The 24,834-nt window shown below is 44.6% G+C and carries 19 protein-coding genes and 1 pseudogene; 13 read left to right on the forward strand and 7 right to left on the reverse strand.

The window, feature by feature from the left end:
* Positions 1-678: 678 nt before the first annotated feature.
* Positions 679-5,133 carry a tetratricopeptide repeat protein gene (locus ACUVJL_RS06730; RefSeq protein WP_445245150.1) on the reverse strand — a complete coding sequence of 1,485 codons (4,455 nt, stop codon included), beginning with the start codon at positions 5,131-5,133 and terminating at the stop codon, positions 679-681.
* A gap of 214 nt (positions 5,134-5,347) precedes the next feature.
* Here ACUVJL_RS06730 and rpiA point away from each other — a divergent pair, with 214 nt between their 5' ends.
* From rpiA to ACUVJL_RS06750, 4 genes are all read left to right on the forward strand, one after another.
* On the forward strand, positions 5,348-6,064 hold the full coding sequence (rpiA, locus tag ACUVJL_RS06735) for a ribose-5-phosphate isomerase RpiA (protein WP_445245151.1): 717 nt from the start codon (positions 5,348-5,350) through the stop codon (positions 6,062-6,064).
* Between the two features lie 74 nt (positions 6,065-6,138).
* Positions 6,139-6,372 carry a hypothetical protein gene (locus ACUVJL_RS06740; protein WP_445245152.1) on the forward strand — a complete coding sequence of 78 codons (234 nt, stop codon included), beginning with the start codon at positions 6,139-6,141 and terminating at the stop codon, positions 6,370-6,372.
* 6 nt (positions 6,373-6,378) lie between these two features.
* A complete protein-coding gene (locus ACUVJL_RS06745; protein ID WP_445245186.1) occupies positions 6,379-7,563 on the forward strand; it encodes an aldo/keto reductase in 1,185 nt (394 codons plus the stop codon).
* Between the two features lie 239 nt (positions 7,564-7,802).
* The gene (locus tag ACUVJL_RS06750; RefSeq protein ID WP_445245153.1) at positions 7,803-8,555 is read left to right on the forward strand and encodes a Fe-Mn family superoxide dismutase; all 753 of its coding nucleotides are present in this window, start codon (positions 7,803-7,805) and stop codon (positions 8,553-8,555) included.
* A gap of 114 nt (positions 8,556-8,669) precedes the next feature.
* Here the strand turns inward: ACUVJL_RS06750 and rsmG are convergent, their stop codons facing one another.
* Positions 8,670-9,389 (reverse strand): 16S rRNA (guanine(527)-N(7))-methyltransferase RsmG, encoded by a 720-nt coding sequence (rsmG, locus tag ACUVJL_RS06755; protein ID WP_445245154.1) that lies wholly within the window; start codon positions 9,387-9,389, stop codon positions 8,670-8,672.
* Positions 9,390-9,497: 108 nt separating this feature from the next.
* The gene (locus ACUVJL_RS06760) at positions 9,498-10,169 is read right to left on the reverse strand and encodes an energy-coupling factor ABC transporter ATP-binding protein (protein WP_333125234.1); all 672 of its coding nucleotides are present in this window, start codon (positions 10,167-10,169) and stop codon (positions 9,498-9,500) included.
* Between the two features lie 393 nt (positions 10,170-10,562).
* On the opposite strand from ACUVJL_RS06760, the gene ACUVJL_RS06765 reads away from it, so the two are divergent.
* Complete coding sequence (locus ACUVJL_RS06765; RefSeq protein ID WP_445245155.1) at positions 10,563-11,579, forward strand: Sll0314/Alr1548 family TPR repeat-containing protein; 1,017 nt, start codon at positions 10,563-10,565, stop codon at positions 11,577-11,579.
* Between the two features lie 15 nt (positions 11,580-11,594).
* Positions 11,595-12,047 carry a DUF3531 family protein gene (locus ACUVJL_RS06770; RefSeq protein ID WP_015174552.1) on the forward strand — a complete coding sequence of 151 codons (453 nt, stop codon included), beginning with the start codon at positions 11,595-11,597 and terminating at the stop codon, positions 12,045-12,047.
* Between the two features lie 347 nt (positions 12,048-12,394).
* On the opposite strand, the gene ACUVJL_RS06775 is transcribed toward ACUVJL_RS06770, so the two are convergent.
* From ACUVJL_RS06775 to ACUVJL_RS06790, 4 genes are all read right to left on the reverse strand, one after another.
* Complete coding sequence (locus ACUVJL_RS06775) at positions 12,395-12,760, reverse strand: phage holin family protein (protein WP_445245156.1); 366 nt, start codon at positions 12,758-12,760, stop codon at positions 12,395-12,397.
* A 23-nt stretch (positions 12,761-12,783) separates the two neighbouring features.
* Positions 12,784-13,875 (reverse strand): redox-regulated ATPase YchF, encoded by a 1,092-nt coding sequence (gene ychF / locus ACUVJL_RS06780; RefSeq protein WP_445245157.1) that lies wholly within the window; start codon positions 13,873-13,875, stop codon positions 12,784-12,786.
* A gap of 167 nt (positions 13,876-14,042) precedes the next feature.
* Complete coding sequence (locus tag ACUVJL_RS06785; protein WP_445245158.1) at positions 14,043-14,291, reverse strand: gamma-aminobutyric acid A receptor, epsilon-like protein; 249 nt, start codon at positions 14,289-14,291, stop codon at positions 14,043-14,045.
* An 877-nt stretch (positions 14,292-15,168) separates the two neighbouring features.
* Complete coding sequence (locus ACUVJL_RS06790) at positions 15,169-15,414, reverse strand: hypothetical protein (RefSeq protein WP_445245159.1); 246 nt, start codon at positions 15,412-15,414, stop codon at positions 15,169-15,171.
* Between the two features lie 28 nt (positions 15,415-15,442).
* Here ACUVJL_RS06790 and ACUVJL_RS06795 point away from each other — a divergent pair, with 28 nt between their 5' ends.
* The 7 genes and pseudogenes from ACUVJL_RS06795 to ACUVJL_RS06825 all read left to right on the forward strand — a co-directional run bounded on the left by ACUVJL_RS06795 (position 15,443) and on the right by ACUVJL_RS06825 (position 24,761).
* A complete protein-coding gene (locus ACUVJL_RS06795; RefSeq protein ID WP_445245160.1) occupies positions 15,443-16,150 on the forward strand; it encodes a M15 family metallopeptidase in 708 nt (235 codons plus the stop codon).
* A 30-nt stretch (positions 16,151-16,180) separates the two neighbouring features.
* The gene (locus tag ACUVJL_RS06800; RefSeq protein ID WP_445245161.1) at positions 16,181-16,609 is read left to right on the forward strand and encodes a hypothetical protein; all 429 of its coding nucleotides are present in this window, start codon (positions 16,181-16,183) and stop codon (positions 16,607-16,609) included.
* A gap of 100 nt (positions 16,610-16,709) precedes the next feature.
* Positions 16,710-16,868: pseudogene (locus ACUVJL_RS06805) on the forward strand (lysozyme); the annotation flags it as partial.
* A 73-nt stretch (positions 16,869-16,941) separates the two neighbouring features.
* The gene (locus ACUVJL_RS06810; RefSeq protein ID WP_445245162.1) at positions 16,942-19,074 is read left to right on the forward strand and encodes a caspase family protein; all 2,133 of its coding nucleotides are present in this window, start codon (positions 16,942-16,944) and stop codon (positions 19,072-19,074) included.
* 75 nt (positions 19,075-19,149) lie between these two features.
* Complete coding sequence (locus tag ACUVJL_RS06815) at positions 19,150-23,823, forward strand: nSTAND1 domain-containing NTPase (RefSeq protein ID WP_445245163.1); 4,674 nt, start codon at positions 19,150-19,152, stop codon at positions 23,821-23,823.
* Between the two features lie 58 nt (positions 23,824-23,881).
* Complete coding sequence (locus ACUVJL_RS06820; protein ID WP_445245164.1) at positions 23,882-24,199, forward strand: hypothetical protein; 318 nt, start codon at positions 23,882-23,884, stop codon at positions 24,197-24,199.
* A 307-nt stretch (positions 24,200-24,506) separates the two neighbouring features.
* Positions 24,507-24,761, forward strand: a complete 255-nt coding sequence (locus ACUVJL_RS06825; RefSeq protein WP_445245165.1) for a hypothetical protein — start codon at positions 24,507-24,509, stop codon at positions 24,759-24,761.
* Positions 24,762-24,834 lie beyond the last annotated feature (73 nt).

Consider the following 24,834-nt stretch of genomic DNA (forward strand, 5'->3'; position numbering starts at 1 on the left):
TTTTTTGGCGTGGTCACGGTTGGTTTTTTGACTCTTAACCATATTTACTGACCTACACAATCGCTCAATTATTTGTCAATTATATCGTTCGATCGTACCAACGCTCGCAATCGATCGTGCTGGGCCCAACGCTCTAAAGTAGACCTCTTGCAAAAGTCCTTTTCATAAATTTATTGGACGGGCTCTTCGGCCCATCCCACAAGAAAAAATAATTCTTGTGGGATGGGCATCTTGCCCGTCCTAGTTATTTTTGCAAGAGGTCTTTTAACTTGGGCGTAATTCTGGCACCACAAAAAAAACGATCGCCCTAACTGGCATAAAGTTAGTGCGATCGCAGTACCATGAATCAGCTATGTATTAATCAGACTCTGCGCGTAGCTTTTATATCGTTTCCGGTTGCATGGGAATGATAAAGTCAAGGTCAATAATTCCACATTCCCCGACTCCCTACTCCCAACGGACCACTCCCCATCATTCCGGTGTAACTGGAATTGATATTACGCATTTTCACAAAGATTGTGACACGACTTCACAGAAAGAGGTCAAGAGTGCCAGATGCGGAAATTTTTCCTTCTCATCACTAATGACTAATGACTAATGACTAATGACTACTGACTACTGACTACTGACTACTGACTACTGACTACTGACTACTGACTACTGACTACTGACTACTGACTACTGACTAACCTGTTTAGCTAACAGTTTTTGAAACACCTCATACATTTCCCTTGCCAACTTTTTAGGATTCCACAAAGGTGCGAGATGTTCTGGCTGCTTAGATTTTACTAAATGCTCTTTCACCGCATTTCTGAAACCAGCATCGCGGCCAAACTTAACTCCCCACTGCGTGTATTCCTCCCAACTCCACGCCGCACCGACATCAAGATTTGCACTTTTCAGAAAAGCGTAACCCATCCGCGAAAGATATTGGTCGCCCGATCTAGTTACCACTGGTAAATTCGCCCACAAAGCCTCTAAATTGTGAGTCCCCCCGTTGTAAGGATAGGAATCTAAAAGCACATCAGCTACATAATAAATAGCCCGGTGTTCTTCTTCACTTCTGGTTTGCCCTATAAACTTAATCCGAGCAAAATCTACTCCCTGAATTTCGCATTCTTCGCGGTAAGTGCTGTGAATAACATCGGGGTCGCCTTGACCTTTGCGGATCAACAAACTATCTGGTACTTCCTTAAGGATTTTAACTTGAGCTCGTACCATTTCGGGATTAGTTTTTCGGCCCGGAGCAACGCACAGATAAGTCATTTGATCCAAGCCAATTCCGAGAGCATTTCTAATCGCCTCTCGATTCACAGGAATGCTTTGCAGTTCGCCAATTGCTACCGAACCAACAGGCAACCTTACTAACTGTTCTAAGTAATCTTTTTCCACACCAGGGGGGTGAGTGTGTTCGTCACAAAGAAAGTAGTGATTATCTGAAATGTAGGGTGCGTCAAATCCTAGCCAAGAAACGCAAATCCCCGCAGGATATTGATACAGCACTTCGACATTTGTTGGCACTGTCATCGAGTCTAAGTCTATTAAAACATCCAAGTTGTCTTGCGCTACTTCCGCGAGGATTTCGCCGCCGTCAGCAAAGCCGTTTGGATATTTTTTAGGCCAGTAAAACTTGCCCGCCATTTCTTCAAACCGCTGCGTAACTTCATCTCGATTGAGTTTCCCTGTGACGTAAAGGTGAACGTGGGGGGTAATGTGGCTTAATTCGCGAATTAAAGCTTCGCTGCACCAACCTACCGAGTGGCGGCGGAAGTGTTTGGAAAGAAAGCCGATTTTTAAAGGCTGTTGTCCCGGATTATTGGCGGCTTTGATTCTGTTGACGGGGCACTGCGGGACGGCTTTTTTGTAGTATTCTTTGGCAATTAGTCTGTAGAAATTGGCATTTTTTTCGCGGTTGTCTCGCAGGTGAGAAACTGCAAACAGGAAGATTTCGTAGAGCAGTTTGAGCTCAATTACGCTAAATGTTTCGACCTTTTCGTAGCAGAGTTTTTCGATTTCTTCGAGTTTCTGAATTGCCTGTTTGCTGACACCTGATTGCAGGTAGGAAAAGACGTAGGCTGTAGCTGACATGACTGGGGCGATATCGCCGCAGTTTTCGCAGTATTTGTCGGCGACGTTGCGGGCTCCGGCGAGGTTGGTGGAATGGCTTAGCAAGTCGCACAGTTGTTGATGGGCTTCGCTAAATTTGGGGTTGCATTGGATCGCCTTTTCAAAATTGGCGATCGCCTCCAACGGCTTATCGTGTTTCTGAATGTGTCCCATGCGACAGTAAACCTCTGCCCAATTCGGTTTTAATACCAACGCTTGCTGATAGCTGGCTAGAGCTTCTTCCAGCCGCCCCAGCATGGAAAAACAACTGCCGAGGTTAGCGTGAACTTCCGGCCAGTCGGGCTTGATTTTGAGAGTATTTTGATAATTAATAATCGCTTCTTCGTACTTGTTTTGCTGTAAAAAAGAATTGGCTAAATGGAAGTGCAAAACTTCTAATTCCGGCTTTAAAGCTACAGCTTTCTGATAGTAAGCGATGGCGGCATCGAGATTGCCTTGCTGAGATTGCGCGCTGCCGATGTTACCGTAAGCTTCGGCCCAATCCGGTTTAATGGCGATCGCTTTTTCGTAGCTTTCTATGGCTTCGTGGCGCTTTCCTTGGCTAAAAAGTCGATTACCTAAGTTAAAGTGGAAGTCTGCACCGACTAGCTGTGGGTTGAGTTCGGATGTTCTTTTAAAACAGGCGATCGCTGCTTCGATGTTGCCGTGTTTGTGATATACTTTCCCTAAATTCCAGTGAGCTCCCGCTAAATCTGGACTGAGGGCAATGGCTTGCTCGTAATAGGCGATCGCTTCTGGCAAACGCCCCATTTTGAAATACATACTGCCGATATTGGCACGCACTTCCGCAAAGTTTGGCTGCAATTCTAGGGCTTGAGAATACGATCGAATCGCAGCTTCAATTTTGCCTCCTGCTTGCAAAGCATTGCCTAAAGTGACATAAGCGTGAATGAAATCCGGTCGAATTTTTAGCGCTTGTTGACACGCTGCGATCGCCTCTTTAATTTTACCTTGAACTAAAAAGTTTTCGGCCAGGCTTTTGTACGGTTCTACTTCTTGAAAATTGACAACTTGTCCGCTATCTGGAACATTGAGCGAGGTAACTTGTTCGGAAACTTCGGCGGGGTTTGTAAACGGAGTATTTAAAGTCTCAGTGGTTGGCGCTGGCGGCAAATTGATGCTCGAAGGCTGCAAGCCGTAGCCTTCATCTTCATTGACAGATACTGGTTGCTGTGGATCTGATTCTGTTTCTAATTCGATAAATTTGCTGTCAGTAGTTTCCCGCTGTTTTTGTGCAATTAAACTAGATAGTTTCTCAGCAGCGCTGGCATTTCCCGGTTGCAGTTGCAGGACTTTTTGATAGCAAGCAATTGCTGCATCTAACTTTCCTTGCTGCTGCAAAACGCTGCCCAACATCAAATTAACCGAGGACAATTGAGGATTTATTTCAAGAGCTTTTTGGTAAGAATTAGCCGCTTGTTTCAATTGCCCTAACTTGTAATACATACTGCCCAAATTCGCGCTGGCTTCAGCAAATTCTGGCTGAATTTTCAGTGCTTGCAAGTAAGCTTGAATTGCCATTTCCAGCTTGTCTTGAGCCTGTAGGGCATTGCCCATTGTCAAGTAAGCAGGAGCAAAATTCGGTTTGAATTTAATCGCGAGATTGCAAGAGGCGATCGCCTTTTCAAAATCCCCTTGCAAAACATAAACTTCTGCCAACTTTTTATGAACTTCTGCATCTCGTGGATTGAACTCTAAAGCTTTCCGAAAATTCTCGATTGCGCCACCGAGATCACCTGCATCTTTCAGCCGATTTCCCTTTACAAAATATGTTTTAGCTGCTTCTAAATCCACCAACGACTCCGTTATCATTTGCTCTGCCACTCTTACAGGTTTTACACTAATAATATTCAACCATTCTACCCACTCTCGGGCTCGCACAGGCCAAGTACACCTTCGATTTATATATTCTACCTGCTGTCTCAGATGATTTTCAGCAGTTGCGCCGTCCTCAGCCGCGCCCTCTTTTAAGACTCCGACTATCGCCTCTAAAAACCGCCTTGTATATCCCTCCCAATCTGGTTTACCGGCACAGTTCCAATTAGTTACCGATGCCAACTTTTCTCCCCCTGACATTGAAACTAGACGGGCAAATCCAGCAGTTGTTTCCGGCAAAGCTGCCAATTCACTTGTCACAATCCGGCAACCGCTAGCCATCGCCTCCATCACGGCAATAGATGACGTTTCCAAATAGGTATTCGGGTAAGCTAAAACCGCGACTGAACGCAGTTGCCGGACGAGTTCGGGTTGCGGTACGGAACCGAGGTACTCGACGCCTTCTGTTTCCTGACACTGGCGGTAAAGTTGACCAAAAAAAAGCTCGTTTTCATTGTCATCTATTTGGTGTACTTTCATGCTTGAAAATACTTTTAATCTGGTTCCGGGGACAGCTTGACGAATTTCGGGAAAGACTTTTAACAAAATATCAAGTCCGCGAAATGGAGTGCTGGTGTAAGCTAGAATGGGCGGCCGAGATTTATGAGAGAGAATAGAAATATTATCGGCGAAAATGTTAGCAAAACAAGGTGCGATCGCATTTCTTAAAACACAACTGCGATTAAAGTCAATTCCAAAGCGCCGATGAAATTGCTCGCGCTGCCAGTCGCTGACAAATACAAAGGCATCGCAAGCATTGATTTCTTGCTCATTCTTAAAATCTTGGAGGAATACAAAGCCGGGTTCGTTATGAACCCACAAAATTAATTGAGTGCGATCGCCCAAAAGCGGCTTGATTTCCAGCGCTTTGCCGACTATATTGACTATAACTAAAAAATCGAGCGATCGCAGCAATTCTAAATTAGATTTGTCCCCCACCCTGCGCCTGCAATCAACGCCGCGCGAAATCCCCCACTCAGAAGTATTGTTGAGCAAAAATACCTCGTTTCCCTGTGCAGCCAACGCCTCAGCTAAGTAACAAATAGCCGACTGAGTGCCGCCCAAAGGTTTGCAGTAAGGAGTTTCAATATTGTAATCCCAAGTGTAGGTATCGAGAAATGCGATTTTCATTATGGCAATTATCCGCCGATTTGTGAACTATATTTTTTTTATTTAACCGCAGAGGACGCAGAGTGTCCAGAGAAAAAAGAGAGAACTTCCCAATTGAAATAATTTGCGAGTTCCCTCTCTTCTGCGTCTTCGTCTCTGCGTTCTCTGCGCTCTCTGCGGTTAAATAAATCCATAATAAATGGTATAATCTTAAAACTATTAAGGAGTACCGAACATGACCACAGAACAAGATCCCGTAAAATTGATGAAACAGCAAGTCGGCTTTGCAGCAGCCGATCGCGTAAAATCTGGTATGATTGTCGGACTCGGCACCGGGTCAACTACAGCTTATACTATTCAAGCCTTGGGCGATCGCATAAAATCAGGTGAACTCAAAGATATCAAGGGAGTGCCGACATCTTTTCAATCAGAAGTGTTAGCCAAACAGTACGGAGTACCGCTGACAACACTAGATGAAATTGACAGAATAGATGTTGCTATTGACGGCGCTGACGAAGTAGATCCCCACCTCAACTTAATTAAAGGTGGCGGCGCCGCCCACACCCGCGAAAAAGTAGTCGATTACCTCGCAACTCAGTTTATTGTAGTAGTTGACAGTTCCAAAATGGTTGATAAATTGGGTTCGACTTTTCGCGTACCCATCGAAGTTATACCGATGGCATTAACACCAGTAATGCGCGCCATTGAAAAATTGGGCGGCAAACCAGAACTCCGTATGGGTGTGAAAAAAGCAGGCCCGGTAATTACCGATCAAGGTAATATGGTAATAGATGTCAAATTTGACGACATTTCCAACCCCGGAGAAATGGAAAAAATCTTGAATAACATTCCCGGTGTGTTAGAAAATGGTTTGTTTGTAGACTGTACCGATTTGGTTTTAGTCGGCGAAATCACAGACGGAAAACCAGTAGTACGGGAGATTTCTAAATAGTCAAAACTGCCCCAGTGGTAGTCAAAAACTCTTTGTGGAACAGGCATCTTGCCTGTTCAGGAGAATGCTGCAATATGGGAGTTACAACCCGCAAAAATACCAAAAACAAGGTTTCTTACCCTATAGCAACCGCCAAGACTATTAAGAAGTTCTTAATCAGTCAAACCCTTGGGATTGTTACAGCTTCTTTCTACCTTCTGCCTTCTGCCTTCTTCCTGACATCCGTGACATCCGTGACATCCGTGACATCCGTTACATCCGTTACAGAATCCGTTGCCGAACTTCCTTCTGCTATAGCTTTGACTTAGATTATGATGATGCAATATCGCAGATTCGGTCGCACAGAATTATCCATGCCCGTCTTTTCCTGCGGTGGCATGAGATATCAGTACAAATGGCAAGACGTGCCAGCAAATGAAATTTCATCAGACAATCAACAAAATCTAGAAGCGACGATTCGCTACTCGGTTGAATGCGGCATCAATCACATCGAAACTGCTCGCGGTTACGGCACTTCCGAGATGCAATTGGGATGGATTTTTCCGAAATTTCCCCGCGAAAAGTTGATAGTGCAAACGAAAGTTAATCCCAAACCAAACTCCCAAGAGTTTCGCGAAGAATTTGATAAATCCTTAGCTTATCTGCAACTGGAATACGTTGATTTACTGTCGCTACACGGCATTAATACGTGGGAATTGCTAGAGCAGTCTATGCGTCCGGGCGGCTGCATGGATGTGGCGAGAAAGTTGCAAAGAGAAGGGAAAGTTAGGTTTATTGGTTTCTCAACTCACGGCCCTACGGATGTGATTGTCAAAACAATTGAAACTAATCAATTTGATTATCTTAACTTGCACTGGTACTACATCAATCAAAGTAATTGGCCGGCGATTGAAGCTGCTAAACGTCACGATATGGGCGTTTTTATTATCAGTCCTTCCGACAAAGGCGGTCAGCTTTACAGCCCGCCGCAAAAATTAGTAAATTTGTGCTATCCGCTGAGTCCGATGGTGTTTAACGATTTGTTTTGTTTGTCGCATCCGCAAGTACACACTTTGAGTTTAGGAGCAGCAAAACCTGAAGATTTTAACGAGCATCTTAAAGCTGTAGAATTGTTAGATAGAGCCGATGAAATTTTGCCACCGATATTAGCAAGGTTGGAAAATGCAGCAATTAATAAATTAGGAGAAGATTGGTTTAAGAGTTGGCACGTAGGTTTACCAACTATCGAAAATACTCCCGGAGGTATTAATATTTATGTGATTTTGTGGCTGTGGAATTTGGCGCAGGCTTACGATACGATCGACTATTGCAAGATGCGCTACAACCTTTTAGGCAATGCGAGCCACTGGTTCCCCGGCAAAAAAGCCGATCGCCTCGATGAATTAGACTTGCGCCGCTGTCTAGCCCACAGTCCCCACGCTGCTAAAATTCCCGGTATTCTTCAAGCAGCCGATCGGCTTTTTGGAGGAGAAGCCATCCAGCGCTTGTCCCAAGAATAATCAAAAAAAACCCGGTTTCCAGAGAGAAACCGGGTTGGTTAACCCGAGCAGGTGAGATTTAGTTACGCGCACACAATAAGCCTATACTTAAGAAACTCTCACAACCATCGCCCATCCGTCTCATCCATTCGGGCGATTCCTGATCGCAATAGCTGCGCTTCACTAACTTTTTTCTAAACTCGCTCCCATTTTGCTTTAATCTGAGATAAAACAGTTAATAATTCACTTAGGTATTTTTTATGACTCTTAAACGCCGAAATTTCTTGTATATGCTGACGGCCAGCGTCGGAGCTATTACCGCCGGTGCTTGCCAAGCGTCAGGAAATAATGTAGCGCAAGCAAGTCCAACTGCCGAAGCAACAAAGATAGCTCAAACCCCCGGGCCTTTTACACTGCCGCCTCTGCCTTACGAATACAATGCTTTAGAACCGCACATCGATGCGCGAACAATGCAATTTCACCACGACAAACACCACGCCGCTTACGTTAAAAACCTCAACGATGCTATCAGCAAATACCCGCAACTCAAAAATATCAGTGCGGAAAATATGCTGCGAGATTTGAGCAAAGTGCCGGAAGATATTCGCACAACCGTGCGCAATAACGGCGGCGGACACTTAAATCACAGTATGTTTTGGGAAATCATGAGTCCCAAAGGCGGCGGCGAACCCACAGGAGAAATTGCAACAGCAATTAAGCAAACTTTCGGCAGTGTTGACGATTTTAAAACAAAATTTAACGACGCCGGTGCCAAGCGTTTTGGCAGCGGTTGGGTTTGGCTAGTCCGCAATAAAGCCGGCAAACTTGAGATTACAACTACTGCCAATCAAGACACTCCTTTCATGGAGGGGAACTATCCAATTATGGGCAACGATGTTTGGGAACACGCTTATTATCTCAAATACCAAAATTTGCGCGCTGACTACTTAAAAGCTTGGTGGAATGTGGTTAATTGGACGGAAATTAACAACCGCTACTCCAAGGCAAAATGATTTTTTTAAACCGCAGATAAACGCCGATAAACGCAGATGGAATTTTATCTGCGTTCATCTGTGTTTATCTGCTAATATCTGCGGTAACAAAATCCCAATCTAATAACTACAAATTTATTCAACTTTCCGCAAATAAACGCAGTGTCGCGCACTCTGACTCGTCGGGGTTGTGAATGCTTCGACTGACTCAACTGTGCCGCCCAAATGCTCGATCGCACTTTGCAACTCTGTCTCTTCCTCCACCGTCCAATTCCCACGGTAAAGTACAGCCAAACCGCCATTTTTCAGCAGAGGCAGCGCGCATTTAGCGCAGAGAGGAGCGGCTCCAACTGCTCTCAGAAGTGCTAGATCGTAAGCTTGTTTGTGCTGCGGTCCTCGGGCAATTTCATCGGCTCTGCCCAACAAAGTCGCAGCATTTTCTATCCCTAAAGACGGCAATACTGTTTCCAAAAAAGTAATCTTTTTGCGAGTAGAATCGAGCAAAGTAACTGATAGGTGCGGCAGGGCGATCGCGATCGGCAGACCCGGAAAACCCGCACCCGTGCCAATATCAATAACTTTCTGCACCGACTCGGGGGGCAATTTGCGATTTTCCCCTGCACTGTTATTAGCTGGCAGTAGTCTGGCAATTCCCCGCAGAGAATCCCACAAATGTTTTTCCCAAAACTCGATCGGTTCGGTAATTCGAGTTAAATTCAATGAGCGATTGCCCTCGACAATTAACTCATAAAGCCGCTGAAATTGTTGCTGCTGCGACTCATCCGGCTGCCAATTCAGCGTTTCTTGCCACAACTCGTTCATCTCCGGTAGCACAGACATTGTAATTTGATTCATCTTGTATTGCCACTCTTTCCTAAACTAGGCAAATTCTCTTCGCCCAAAAATACTTCACAATGCGATCAACCCGCCCGCCCGCACTAACTAATGACTAATGACTAATGACTAATGACTAACAAAACTGGTTTCCTTAGCCTCTAATTTAGCGCGATCGACCTCTTGTAAATCCCCGTGGTCTAAAGTCCAAAATCGATCGGCAACGCTCAGCAAATCGCTAGCATCGTGAGTAACAATCAACAAAGTCCAGTGACTTTTCAACTTGCTCAACAAGCTTACCAACTGCCTGCGCATCGACCAATCCAAACCCGCCGTCGGTTCGTCCAAAAGTAGCAAATGCGGCTGCCGAATTAGCTGCACCGCCAGCGCTACCCTGCGCTGTTGGCCACCGCTCAAAGCGTGGGGGGAAGCCCGCAGCGGCAAATGTCCGAGTCCCACTTCTGCCATTGCTTTGTTGATTTGTTCTTGTCCCAATTCAGGATGTCCCAGTCGCAATTCTTCTAAAATTGTGCCTCCGCAAAAATGCCTTTCTGGAAACTGGAACACTAAACCTCCTAACTGTTGTAAGTGTTCTGGTGTTAATTCCTGTTCGCGCCAGCGGATGTCACCGCTAGTTTTTTCCGCTAAACCTGCTAATATTTCTAAGAGCGTACTTTTGCCTGAACCGCTGCGGCCCACAATCAGCCCCATTTGCTGCGAGGGAAGTTCTAAGTTAATATTTTTCAGAATAGCATTCGGACAGGCTGTAGGATGATATACTAAGTTTTTTAGATAAAGCATTAACGCAATTGGTAGTTGGGGAGAAGGAAGTTCGGCAACGAGCAGTGTACGGGATTTAATGGATTTAACGGATTTAACGAATTTGTGCTATTAATAGTTAAGGCTTTTTCTGGCTGTTGCCGATCGCCCACTATTATTTTACATAAATATTTACAAAAATTTTTGATTTTTTTTCAGCTTGGGAGTTTTATTTTTCACTCTTTTTATGGTATATTTTAATAATGGAAATCTGTCTCTTCATCTATGAAAACTCACACTCCCATTATTAAAATATACCGTAACACCAGGAAAAAATCAAGCAAATTTCACTCTTTTTTTGGTCTGGGCCCGATAGTCTGACATTTTAACTATCTTGTTTCTAGTTTACAGTATATTCCATTGAGAGAATTGACGATGACGAAAACCCCTTTAGCATCGCTAGGCAAGCAAATGTTAAGTTCTAAACAGACAGTGCGGGCGATCGCCTGTGCAGGAGCGATCGCCCTGGGCCTCTGCATTAACCCAGCATTAGCGGGCGATCCCTTTCGCAGCAGCAACCCGCAGGCGATCGGGCCCAACACCGAAACCGCTTTCAAAACAATGTTTCAGCAAGGAAACTACAAACAAGCAAAAACTCAAGTTCAACAAGCACTATCAGCCGAACCAAACGAGCCGCTAGCCTATGCGATGGCAGCCTCCCTATCATACATCGAAAAAGACTTAAACTCGATGAATTCCTACGCGCAAAAAACCCGCGAAGTCGGCGAAAAATTGACGAAAACCAATCCCTTGCGCGGCAACCTTTACACAGCAGCAGGTCACTTTCTAGAAGGGGCGAACATTATAGCCAAAGAAGGAACAGCCAAAGGCGCGCCCCAAGCACTCAACAAACTGCGAGTAGTATTTCAATACCTAGATGCGGCCGATAAAATAGCGCCCAACGACCCAGAACTCAACCTGATAAAAGGCTACATGGACTTAATGCTAGCCAAAAACCTACCCTTTTCCAACCCCAACGAAGCAATTCAAAGACTCGAACAAAAAGCCTTTCCCCGCTACTTAGCTTATCGCGGCATGGCAGTAGGCTATCGAGACTTGAAAAACTACGATCGCGCTTTAGAGTTTGCCAACAAATCCCTAGCAGAAACGCCCAATAATCCAGAAATTCTCTATCTAAAAGCACAAATATTGTTTTCCCAATCCCAGGGTAAAGACAGCAACAAAACCTTACTTGAGGAAGCTCGAAAAAACTTGGACGCAGCCTTAGCAAAACCCGACCAACTGCCGCGCAGTTTAGTAGCCGAAATCTTCTTTCAGCAGTGCAGAACCCGTAACCGTCTCGACAGCAAATCTCGCGACTGCGACCCGATGCGCGATAAAATTAGAGATGCAAATGGACTCTGGGGGCCGGCCGCCTTACCACCACTATAAAAACACCAAAAAACTATGCAAGTAGAGTTTCGCGAGTTTAACCCCTTTGACCTCTGGATTTGGCTGAAGTTCAGCAACGTGCCTTCAAACGGTGAAAAACAGTATGTTGAAGAAGTGTTTGACTCTTGGTTTTTCTTGGGAAAACTCGGAGGATTTAATGCGGAAAATTTGCAAGTTCAAGATGAAGGCTTAGATATCAGTCAGATGAATTACGATGTTAATCTAGCCGACCAAAGCATGATGGCTTTGATGCACAATATGGGAGAAATGGAGTATCAAGGTTCTTGGGCTCGCTGCTGGTTTGATTTGGGAACTAGCGACGCAATCGGCCTCGATGTTTTGATTAATGTTTTCCAGCAACTGAGCAAAGAATTCGTAACGATTGAAAAACTCATTATTGGCGGGGAAAATACAGACTGGCCCGTTGACAACAGTCGCCGTCGAGAGGCTTTTGCTGCTGATAATTAACCCTTGACACGACTTGGATGACACGGACTACTCGTTACTAGGAAGAGCCTGGTAACACATATCCGGAGGCTCTGCCTCCTATTTTGCTGCTCCCAAAGCGAGGCAGAGCCTATGGACATTGATTCCTAGGCAGAACCTAGGAACCAGTTAACTAGAGATATTCTACTCGTTACTAGGAAGAGCCTGGTAACACATATCCGGAGGCTCTGCCTCCTATTTTGCTACTCCCAAAGCGAGGCAGAGCCTCTGGACATTGATTCCTAGGCACAGCCTAGGAATCAGTTAAGTAGAGATATTTGCTATAGCTAACAAGATAGATAAACCCGCCTCTACCGCGTTACCTTGATCTACCGTACATTGGGCAGCGTACTCAACACCTGATAGAGAAGAGAGTTAATAAAACCGAGGGCGATAGCCCCCAGCAAAGCACTCCAAATTCCCCACCGCAAGCGAAACCCTTCGACTAGCCAAGCCGCCAATCCAAAGATAGCAGCGTTGATAACAATCATCCACAAACCAAAAGTGATCAACAGCAATGGAATACCCAAAACCACAAAAAGCGGCCGCACCAAAGCATTCAGCAATCCAAAAACCGCCGCCGAAATCATCGCTTTTCCAAAACTGTCAATATCTACCCCGATGGGTAACTTGGAAATAATAAAAAAGCTCACAGAAGTAACCAGCCAAGCAATTACCAGCGAAACGATATCCATTTGCTTATCTCCTTGAAAAAAAGCTAAACATTAAATCGGAACAACAGCACATCCCCCTCTTGTACAACATACTCTTTTCCTTCACTGCGAACTAAGCCTTTTTCCTTAGCCGCATTCATCGCGCCCGTAGCAACCAAATCTTCATAAGCTACAGTTTCGGCCCGGATGAAACCCCGTTCAAAATCAGAGTGAATAACCCCCGCAGCTTGCGGTGCTAACATTCCCGCGATAATCGTCCAAGCGCGAGTTTCCTTTGGTCCGCTAGTAAAATAAGTCCGCAAACCCAATAATTCGTAAGTAGCTCGAATCAGAGATTTCAAGCCACCTTCTTTTACCCCGAGAGATTCTAGGAAATCCGTTCGTTCTTCCTCGGATAACTCCACCAATTCTGACTCAACTTGCGCCGAAACTATGACAACCTTAGCATTTTCTGCTTTTGCTACTTCCCGCACTTGTTCGACATAGCTATTTCCCGTTGCTAAATCGTCCTCAGACACGTTAGCAGCATAGATAACTGGTTTATTGGTGAGTAATTCCAAACCTTTAACTAATTCAGCTTCTTCATCTGTGAAACTGTACTGCCGCGCCGGTTTCCCCGCATTCAAAACAGCCACCAATTTTTCGAGCACATCCACTTCGGCTTGAGCTTCCTTGTTGTTGCGGGCCAGCTTGCGAGTGCGATCGAGCCTGCGTTCAATTTGAGCTAAGTCTGCTAAAATTAATTCGAGATTGATAATGTCAATATCTCGCTGGGGATCGACAGAACCCGCAACGTGAATAATATCATCATTGTCAAAACAGCGGACAACGTGGACGATCGCATCCACAGCCCGGATGTGAGACAAAAACTGATTTCCCAATCCTTCCCCCTGACTCGCCCCCTTCACCAAACCCGCAATATCCACAAACTCCATCCGCGTCGGCACAGTTTGCGCGGAATTGCTAATATTGCTCAGCACGTTCAACCGTTCGTCTGGCACTGCCACGACACCTGTATTTGGCTCTATCGTACAGAAAGGAAAATTAGCCGCAGTCGCCTTGGCATTAGCAACCAGAGCATTAAACAAAGTAGATTTGCCAACATTAGGCAGTCCGACAATTCCGGCAGTAAGCATAGCTATTTAGAAACATATCACTGTTTCAAAATATCATAAGTATCAGCAATATATCGGACAGGACTTACGGACGCGCGGCGAGAAACCCAGTTTCTGTGCGAATATCTCCTAGCCAAACCTCAGATTTTTGGCAAAAACCGGGAATATGTGCGTAAGCCCTACATAATTTACACCGGATCGGGGATTGTCTGAGGAATAGGTTCCGGCACTGTTTGAGGAATCGGAGAGGGGACGGTTTCCGGCACCGGTTCGGGAATTGGCTGCGGAATTGGCGCAGGTACCGGTTCGGGTACGGGGCCGGGAATCGGTTCGGGTACGGGGCCCGGCACTGGTGGCGATGCCGGTATAGTAGGCAGCCCCGGTTCGGTACTGGGAATCTGCGGGCCTGGCAACGGACTAGGGTTGGGAAAAATCACGGCAATTCTATTAATAACTCGATACAATCATCGTAGATAAAAAGCTCAAAATACGATATCTATCTAAATAGTGAAAATTTCTTAAACTTGATATTTTGTACCATTTTTAATCAGCTTTTTGGAGTAGACAAAAGCCACAGGGTCGATCTGTATGTGATTTTTTATCCTGACCGAAAGCAATTTGGTCACAGCCCCCCGGTACAGGCCGTGAACCCTTGAAAAAAGCGTAGCGTACTCATCACCTGCGATCGCTACAGCCCGTGGGAGAAATTCTAAAATCTAAAATCTAAAATCTAAAATCTAAAATCGCGCAATCGATCGCCCTCCGAAAAGCCTTGCCCGCCTGTGGTTTGGCACGACACCTAGCCAAAAGTACAGGTTCTGTCCCCTACTTAGGGTCAGTTGGGAGCTGGCCTTTTGGCTAATTTAAGACTCAACTAAAAGCTAGATAATTTTTGGGTCTTGCTCTCTTAGAATCAAACCACGACCAGCCCCAAAATTTAGTTTAAATTCAACAACTAAAATTAAGATTTATGACACAGAGTCATGAATTATATCAAAAGCTGTTAGAGTTTGACGAAGATATTCTCAAGGCGCAGCTTGGAATCTGAGTTCAAGAAAGAGCGAGAGATCCAACAGCGCGCTCGGCTTCTTTAGAAAGTCTTAATGAGGCTCTAAGTGCGACTCCCAGACGTGGAAGTCCCGATCGTGCTAATGTCAATTTCGGCGATCGCTATTTCAAGCAGCTAAACGTCAAAACTTATAACTTAATGTGTGGCGAACTGTTTGACGATCGAAAACTCAAAGCTAAACTTCAGGAAAGCTTTAAAGAAAATTATGATAAAGGAGTCGCACTTTTAGCGCCGATTTGAGCGAGTCAATTCAATATAGCTTTGTCCCTCGCTGTAATTGCTGCTACGTTGATTGTCAAAACGCTTTTTTCAGCTACTTCTACAATTTCTTCCGCTACTTCAGAGACAATCTGTGGAGTTTGGAAAGAAAAGTTAGGTGATGAAAAGGATATGCCAGACAGCGAGAGACTGCCACTGGCAAATAGCCTTGCATAGAAGTTGGTGCCTTTGAGGGCGATCGCTTTGCCCTTGGAGTTGAGACAAGAAAGCAAATTTATTACTTTTTAAGGGTGGATGAACATGAGCCAAGATAGTCTTTTAGTAACCACGCCTACATACATTGAACCGTGCGATCGCATCAATCAAATAGATAATGACCCAGCTCAACGGCGAGCATTGGAAGAAATAGGCGCTCGCGGTACAGTGACACTTCAGAACGCTCCAGGCTGTTCGACGGCTGTAGTCCGCCTGCTCGACAAGCAGCTCATCGAAGAGATGAACAAAATAGAGCCAAATTGCCTTGTAAGTTTCGCAGATCTCAACGTAGATGTGGGTGAAGGGGTTCATCCTTTGCTTCAGTTGCCTGCACAAGAAGCTCTCGCTCGTGCTATTAGCGGGCGCGGTGAAAAACTGATTATAAACTCAGCTTACCGAACGATCGCTCAACAGCTATTTCTCTACAACTGCTATCAAGCAGGACTGTGTGGGATTACTGCAGCAGCACCTCCCGGTCAAAGCAATCACCAAAGTGGATTAGCAATAGATATCGAAGACCCCGAAGCCTGGATACCCGATTTGGAAGCTCACGGCTGGCGGTGGCTGGGTGAATGGGATCGACCTCATTTTGATTTTGTTGGTGATGGGTGGCGGGATATTGGCGGTACTGCTGTGTTAGCGTTTCAGCGGCTTTGGAATCAGCACAATCCCAATGAACAAATTGACGAGGATGGTGCATTTGGGCCGGCCACCGAAGAAAAACTCAACAAATCACCTGTAGAGGGTTTTTGAATAGTTGAAAATCTCAATGAGAGTTCGGATTTGAGAAGTGAGTCCACCTACAAAATGCAAGGAAAAATCACGATGGAACGGGTGCTGGAAATCTTCCCTGATGGAAGCATTTATGAAATGGAAGGCAAGGTCGCAGTAAAGGCGATCGCCACCACAGGACAAGTGAAATTGCTCTCAAAAGCTGTGCGATTCACATTAGCTAAAACATTTGCGATCGCTCCTCCCGATCGAGTTCATCCTCAAGTTAGGGAAATAGGAGTGCGGGGAGGGATGACAATCAATCAAGATGAAGTTAATTTGATTAAATATTTTGAGGTAATGAAGTTAGAAGCCTATCTTGATACTGTTTGTTGGGGTTTGGACAATTGCATACGGATATACCCAAGGCGTATAGGAGGGAATGACAATTACGGAAGCACAGGCGGAAGAATTGCTGAGAAAAGATTTAGCATAATTTGAAGCCTATGTGTCTGAGGCTGTGCAAGTTGATATCAATGAAAATTAATTTTCAGCTTTAGTGTCTTTTACGTTTAATCTGGGGTATTAAAATCTTTGTAATTCAACTCTTTTAAAGCTTTTAAACCAAGGAAACTTTCAGGGAGCGGGCGATAAATTTTCGATAGGAAATAAAGCAGGGAGTCAAGAATTAGAAGGATTGACACGGAGGCGGAAGGCTGAAAGAGCTTTGTTTTTAGGGGAAAATTGGACAGTTTTTTGAGGTTCTACGGTGTCGCCTAATGTTCCTAAGTAATCTTCAGAGCTTAAACTACCCGAAAGAATAGGAGAAAAATATGACTGACGCATCTACTTTAATCGGATCTAATTTTCACGCCTTACTACTCGGCCTAGACTGCTACCTGCCTAACAAATTACCTGAAGGAGCTTCCTACAAAAACCTTAATGGATGCGTGCGTGACATTAACCATGTAGAAGCTTTCCTAAAAAATACCCTGAGACTGCCTGAATCGCAGATTATGAAGCTAACAGCATCTAATGCTGAGGGTTTGAATGAGCCATCAGAATCAAAAGACCTGTGGCCAACTTATGAAAATATTGTAGGGATGTTTAACGAACTGATCGAAAAAGCCCAACCGCAAGACCAAGTGTACATTCACTATTCCGGTCACGGAGGTCGTGCAGCAACAATTTTTCCAGAAATTAAGGGAGAAAAAGGGATTGATGAGGGACTCGTTCCGGTTGATATTGGCAACTCCAACGCCCGCTATTTGCGCGATTTGGAGATAGCAGCCCTCTTGCAAAAAATGGCAGATAAGCAGTTGGTTGTTACGCTTGTGCTGGATAGCTGCCATTCAGGAGGAGCGACGCGATCGGGTGATTCTGATATTCGCGGTGCAGATATGAACACGGTTGACACAACACCGCGGCCAATAGAAAGTTTAGTGACATCAAGTTTGAAATTGGCAGAAATTTGGCAAGCTTTAACAGAGGGAAAACGGGCTGCAACTATGGAGAGTATGCTTCCTGAAATAAAAGGCTGTACTGTGTTAGCCGCTTGTCGCCCTAATGAGTTTGCTTTCGAGTACGCTTTTAATGGCAAAGAGAAAAACGGAGCCCTGACTTACTGGCTACTGGATTCGCTGCAAAATCCTAGTCCTAACTTAACTTATAAGGCACTCTACGATCGCCTCAACGCCAAAATCCACAGCCAGTTTTCGCAACAAACACCGATGCTTTTCGGAGAGGGGAAGCGGAAAGTTTTTGGCAGGGATTTCGGTTCATACCAGTATGCTGTGACTGTGATGCAGGTTGATACAACTAAAAATCCAGTGCGAATCCGGTTGAATGCTGGTCAGGCGCAAGGTTTAGAGGAAGGCGGAAAGTTTGCAATCTACCAGTTAGGAGCAAAAGACTTTACTCAGGAGGATAAACAATTAGCGATCGCTGAAATTGTTGATGTGGGTGCAACAGACGCTTGGGCTGAAATTACTCAGACTTTGCGCCAAGGAGAAATCGAGCAAGGCGCTCAAGCGGTTATGCTGTCAGCACCAGTCGATTTAGTTCGCAAAGTTCGCTTGATTTACTGTACAGAAGAGAATACAAAAACTGAAAATTTTCCTCCCAAAGAAATAGATCAAAAAGCAGCTTTGCAAGGAATTGAGAGTGCCTTGGGGGAAAATGGCTGGGTGAGATTAGTTTCGGATAATGAAGTTGCGGACTACCAAATTGCGATTAACAAAAACGGCGAATACCAGATTGGCGATCCGTCAAGAACACCCATTCCCAATTTACGACCACCGCTGAAAGTTTGCGAACCGGATGCAGCCGCTCAGGTGGTGAAGCGTTTAGTCCATATTACCAAGTATAAAGCTACTGAGGAACTTGACAATTTTGGAACCTCTTTAGCTTCTAAGTTGGTAGTTGAGTTAGTTGGCAAGCAAGCCAATTATAAACGGGGACGGCGACCCTCTCCCCAACCCTTTGACGAGCCGCTTAATCCCACTGTAAAATCTGGAGAAACCGTGTTTTTGCGAATCAAAAATGATTCTCCTCAAGCTCTCAACATTGTTGTCTTGGTATTGAGTTCAGATTGGTCGATTAGCCAACAAAATATTTGGGATTCTAACGAAGATTTTGCCCTGTTCGATGCGGGGCATGAAGAGCCGAGTCCAACTCCTTTTACACTGACTCTTCCAGAGGGATATACGGAAGAAACCAATATCTTTAAAGTTTTTGCAACTGTGGGTGAAGCAAACTTCCGCTGGCTGGAATTACCAGCACTCGACCAACCGATTCCGCCCAGCGGTACTAGAGGACTCACAGCCCCTAGAAATGAGTTAGAAGAAATTTTAGCGGCTGTGGGTGCTGACGAGCAACTTTTTAATACAAAAAAAGTTGAAGTCGTTGTTGCTCCTAATCGAGGTTGGACGACAAAACAGGTAGCGGTTAAGCTGATACCAAATTAAGCAATCCATTGGCAGCGATCGCATTAATTTTGAAGGCAAGTAGAATTTTAGTCAATTAAAGAAGGAGTGGGTAAAATGGCAGACTTCCAGCGGAACTGGGCAGTTGTTATCGGAATTAATGATTACCAGAATCAAGTTCCCAAACTAAAAACAGCTAAAAATGACGCCGAAAAACTGGCAGATATATTAGCTGAGCCGCACAAGTATGAGGTAATTTTGATTACCGATGATACCGATTGCAAACCCACCCTTGAGAGCTTATTAAATCTGCTGACAAAGCAACTGCCGGAAAAAATTAATAAAGACGATCGCTTGCTTTTCTATTTTGCCGGACATGGGATTGCCAAGGAGAGCGATCGCGGCCCTGCTGGTTTCCTTGTCCCACAGGATGCCGACATCAAAAATAATGCGAATTTGCTGCCGATGCAAACGCTATACGATCGCTTAGCCGCACTCAAATGTCGCCATTTACTCGTGATTCTGGACTGCTGTTTTGCCGGAACATTCCGCTGGTCAAGTACCCGAAAAGTAACAGTCATTCCCCGCCAAATTCACAAAGAACATTACGATCGTTTTATTAATTCTCCTGCTTGGCAAGCGATTACTTCAGCAGCACACAATCAAGAAGCTTACGACATTAATCCTAACACTATTAATCCTAACAATAGAGAACTATTAGCAGGAAAAAATCATTCGCCTTTTGCTGAAGCTTTGTTTAAAGCTTTACAGGGTGAGGCGGATATTATGCCTGCAGCTCAAAAAAATAAACCCGCAGGAGACGGAGTAATTACAGCTACAGAACTTTCTCAATACCTGCAATATCAGGTAGCAGAAATTGCGGGCGATCGCCAAACTACCCAATTGTGGCCTCTACCGAAGCACAACCGAGGCGAGTACATCTTTTTAAATCCGAAGCGCCCCCCGAATTTAAAATCTGCACCGGAACTAAATAAAGATAACAATCCCTATCGGGGGTTAGAGTCTTTTGAAGAAAAGCACGCTCAGTTTTTCTTTGGGAGGCAAGAATTAATTAAAAAACTAGAAGCTCGAATTTCTCAGCCACAGCAACCGCTGACTGTAGTTTTAGGGGTATCGGGATCGGGCAAATCAAGCCTCGTCAAAGCTGGCTTAATTCCTTGCTTGAAAGACCTTTCAGAAGAAGAAGTCCCTCAAAAACTTCTCGATAGTGCTGGCAATTTAACAAACGTTATTATAGCGATAATTCGTTCGCTTCCTAAATTACCTCTGGATTTTTGGGCTTTCACCTATATCCATCATTGGCATATCCTCACGCCAATGCGTCCAGGAGAGTATCCTTTTATAGCTTTAGCAAGGACTATTTTCCCCATCAGTGATTTTGCGATCGACAACGAACTTAAAACTGTTGATTTTTTACGGGGAGTCTTACAGCAAGAAATAGAAAAGTTAGATACAGAAATAAATCAATTTGACGAATCCGGGCAACAAGATGAGGAATTTAAGCGATTGGATCGAGACAGAGAAAAGTTAGAAGGATTTGTCGGTGAATGGAATAACAACCCCAGAAAATTATTTGCCGATCGCTTCGAGGAACTTTACGATCTGTGTCAACAAGAGGAGCAGAAGAAACAATTAAGACAGGTATGCTTGGACTGTATTAATAGATTCAGCAAAAGTTTAAATTCCGAAGAGTTTGTCAAGATTGTAGAGGAATGGAGCAGAAATCATCCTGACATCAAGCTGTTATTGGTTATCGATCAGTTTGAAGAGCTAATTACTCTGAGTCGGGATGGGGAGCCAGACAAAAAAAGTAATAAACAACCAGAGTGGCAGCAGTTTTTGAAGTTTCTGGAAGAGGTGATAGCAGCTAATTTAAAACAGTTGCGGATTGTCGTCACTTTGCGATCGGATTTTGAGCCGAGATTTCTCAATTCTGATGTTTTGAAGTCGCAGTGGGCAAAGGCTCGCTTTCCGGTACGAGCGATGCGAGCGGATGAGTTGCGACAGGCGATCGAACGCCCCGCAGCAGAGATGGCTTTGTACTTTGAACCGCCCAATCTGGTCGATCGGCTCATTGAGGAAGTGGGGCAAATGCCTGGTGCATTGCCGTTGCTATCTTTCACGCTCAGTGAATTCTACATCAAGCTTTATGAAAAGTGGGTGAAAGATGGAAGTAGCGATCGGGCCCTGAGAATTGATGCGGACTTTGAGAAGGAAGGAGGGGTTGCAGGCTCTCTAACGCGCAGAGCCAATCAGGAATATAACGAATTGCCGGACGATGCTCACACAGCTACGATGCGTCGGGTGATGCTGCGGATGGTGACACTCGAAGGCGGAGAACCAGTACGGCGACGGGTGTCATTATCGGAATTGGTTTACGCCAACAAACAAGAGCCAAATAAGCCAGACAAGGAAGAAAATCAGCGAGTCAAAGTAGTCCTGGAATGTCTTCATAACGCTCGTCTTGTTGTCAGCGGGCAGGAGACGGGAGAACCTTATATAGAGCCTGCCCATGATTTTTTGGTCAAAGGGTGGGATAAATTACAAAAGTGGCTAGAAAAGGAACAGGAAAATTTGCTCTTGCAACGCCGTTTGACACCCGTTGCTTTCGAGTGGAAAAACAAGGAAGAGCCACCTAGTTTGTTAGTAAAAGCTGAACCTTTTTTAACCAGTATAGACAAAAAAATTGATGGAACAAAAGAGTGGTTGAAACAAAGGAAAGAGCGGGAGGTACAAAAAATTATAGAAAATACACAAATCCAATTGCAACAGACAACTACGAAATGGAAAAACCATGAAAAAGTATCAAGTTTTTTAACAAAAGCTGAACCTCTTTTGAATTTTTTAAACAACACATTCGACTTTCCTAAAAACTGGCGGACAAAAATCATACCGCAAAATACTCAAGAACGTCCGAAAGAGAAGAAAGTACAGTTTCTTTGGAATGGGAATCCCTATCTTGATGTCTTAAGAAAAACACTTAAATCTAGCGATTACTGGTTTAACCAAGTAGAAGCTGAATTTGTACAGCAAAGTATTTGGCAAAGACGCAGAAATATTAATTTACGCTGGGGTATTGCTGTTACTGTTGCCTCAATTATCTTATTCGGAGTTTACGTTCGATTCCAGCTAATTGAACTCACTGAAAAAGCAACAAGATCTAAAAATCTGTTATCCTCTTCATACCCTTTAAATGGCTTGATTCTGGCAATTGAAGCTACTGGTGAGAGCCAATCGCTGTTGAAACCATTTTTGGAGCCAGCTTGGGCCTCGGTTCAGTCCAGCTTGCGAGATGCGATCGAAACAGTTCGGGAAGTTAATATCTTATACGCTGGGGGGGAACTTCAATCAATTGATTTCAGTGCCGACGGTCAGCATATTATTACTACAACCCGAGAGAATGAAGTGAAGGTATGGAATATCGATGGCTCTCCCAGTTCTCTCGCTTCTAATACGATCGCTGTCGATCCTAATACTATCACTGATCATAGTCCAAAATCCAAACAACATTACTCGGCAGATGGTCAAAAAATTATCAGTATTAGTGCTGGTGATCAAGGTGCAGGGGAAGAAATAGTCGAAATTAAGAATTTAAGAGGCGACCTCATACAGCATAGGTCATTCTACGATACCAACTCGATCGCTGTTAGATCTGATGGGAAGTATGCTGTCACGGCTGGGGTAAATCAGGGAGCAGTAGTGAGATTGTGGGATTTACAAGGCAATGCGGTTAATGTTTTTTCAGGAGATCGAAAAGCTGTAAATTCAGTTGCTATTAGTCCTGAACAGAAAACTAAAGACCCTGTAAATTCAGTCGCTATTAGTCCTGATGGTCAGACTATTGTTAGTGGCAGTGAAGATAAGACTGTGCGGCTCTGGAATTTACAAGGTAAATCCTTGATTCTTCAACATGAAGATGCTGTAAAATCAGTCGCTATTAGTCCTGATGGTCAGACTATTGTCAGTGGCAGTGAAGATAAGACTGTGCGGCTGTGGGGAGCTAAGGGCAAATTTATAGGTGAATGGCCGCAGCCTCAGGCTGTTACAAAAGTTGCAATTAGTCCTGATAGTCAGACTATTGTTACTCTTAGTGATCAAGTTTACCTGTGGGGCATGAAGGGTAACTTGATTAATAAATTTTCACCTGAGGGTGGTGTTTCATCCATTGCTTTTTATGACGATCGGACTCTTGTAATTGCTGGGAATGGTGAGGTAGGGGCTGTTCAATTATGGGATTTAAACCGCCAAAAACCACGAGTAATTTTTGAAAATCCACGGGGTAAGAAAATAGGATACATCGGTTCAATAGCCGTCAGTTTTGATAGACAAACAATCGTTGCTGGAGGACATAATGGCGTGTATTTATGGAATCAGTATGGTAAGCTTCTTAGCCAACCTTTCCCAAATAGTCAGGCTAGTTGGACAGTTACTATCAGCAAAGATAGTCAATACATTGTCAGTGGGGATGGGGGGGGAATGGTAAAGTTATGGGATAGGCAGGGTAACTTAATTGGCGAACCTTTAAAAATATCTAAAGGTTCTGTCAACTCAGTCGCCCTCAGCCCAAACGGTGAATATCTCGTTAGTGGTAATAGCGATAACACGGTACGTTTGTGGCGTGCTGGTACTTGGCAAAGTTGGCTTCACATAGGGTGCGATCGATTGCGCCACCACCCGTCTTTGAATGATTCTTTTTATTTAAAAGAATTTGATGACAGTCAAGTCAATCGAGAAGCTAGAGATACTTGTCAAAAGTATGTTTGGAAGTAGACCGATCCTACCGTCGATTAAATGCTAAAAAGTTTAACCTCACGCGAAGCCTGGACTCATGGCCCACTTCGGCATTCTCTCTCCGGCATCCACCGTCCACCTCAAGACCATGATACGTTTAGGTAGCGAACTGCTTCGCCGCGGCCATCGAGTCACCGTATTTAACCTCCTCGATGCTAAAACCACTACCTTAGCAAGGGGCTTGGAATTCCAGCCATTAGCTGAAGATGAATTTCTCGCAGGATCAATGGCAGAAGGCTTTGCCCAACTGGGGAAACTCAGCCCAGTGCCTTTTCCTTTTGCACAATTAACCGGCAAACCGTTGATTTATGCCTCGATGGGAACTGTGCAAAATCGCTTGTTGGATGTTTTTTAAACCATTGCCTCTGCTTGTGAAGGGTTAGACGCTCAATTGGTGATTTGTCTCGGCGCAGGTGCGAGTTCCAAATCCTGGCCACCCTTGCCGGGAAATCCGATCTTTGTTGGCTATGCACCGCAATTAGAATTGCTACAAAAAACAACTCTCACGATTACTCGCGCCGGGGTGAATACGACTTTGGAATAGTTGAGCAAGGGAGTACCAATGGTAGCAATTCCTGTGGCGAATGACCAGCCGGGAGTGGCTGCGCGGATTGCTTAGGATCGCGAATTAAATAACTTACAATTTTAATTGTTATTGTGGGATGGGCGTCCCACAAACTTGTGGAAGTTATTTAATTCTCATTCCTTATACGGGTGTTGGGGAAGTGGTTTATTTGAAGGAATTGAGCGTTTCTCAAGTACAATCGCCCATTGGGAAAGTCCTAACCCAAGAGTGGTATCAAAAAAGGCCGATCGCCCTCCAAGACGCGATCGGGCGATCGGGCCCAGTTAAGAAAGCCGGCGATATTATCGAACAGGTTGTATTGACTCGAAAGCCGATATTGGCTGAAAAATAGTCGCAGACTGTGGTAGGATTTTGTGCTGTAACTGAAACCACAGCCCCTAGAGAAACCATAAGTAAAGCAGTAG

Source organism: Microcoleus sp. OTE_8_concoct_300, assembly GCF_031383065.1.
Classification (GTDB): Bacteria; Cyanobacteriota; Cyanobacteriia; order Cyanobacteriales; family Microcoleaceae; genus Microcoleus.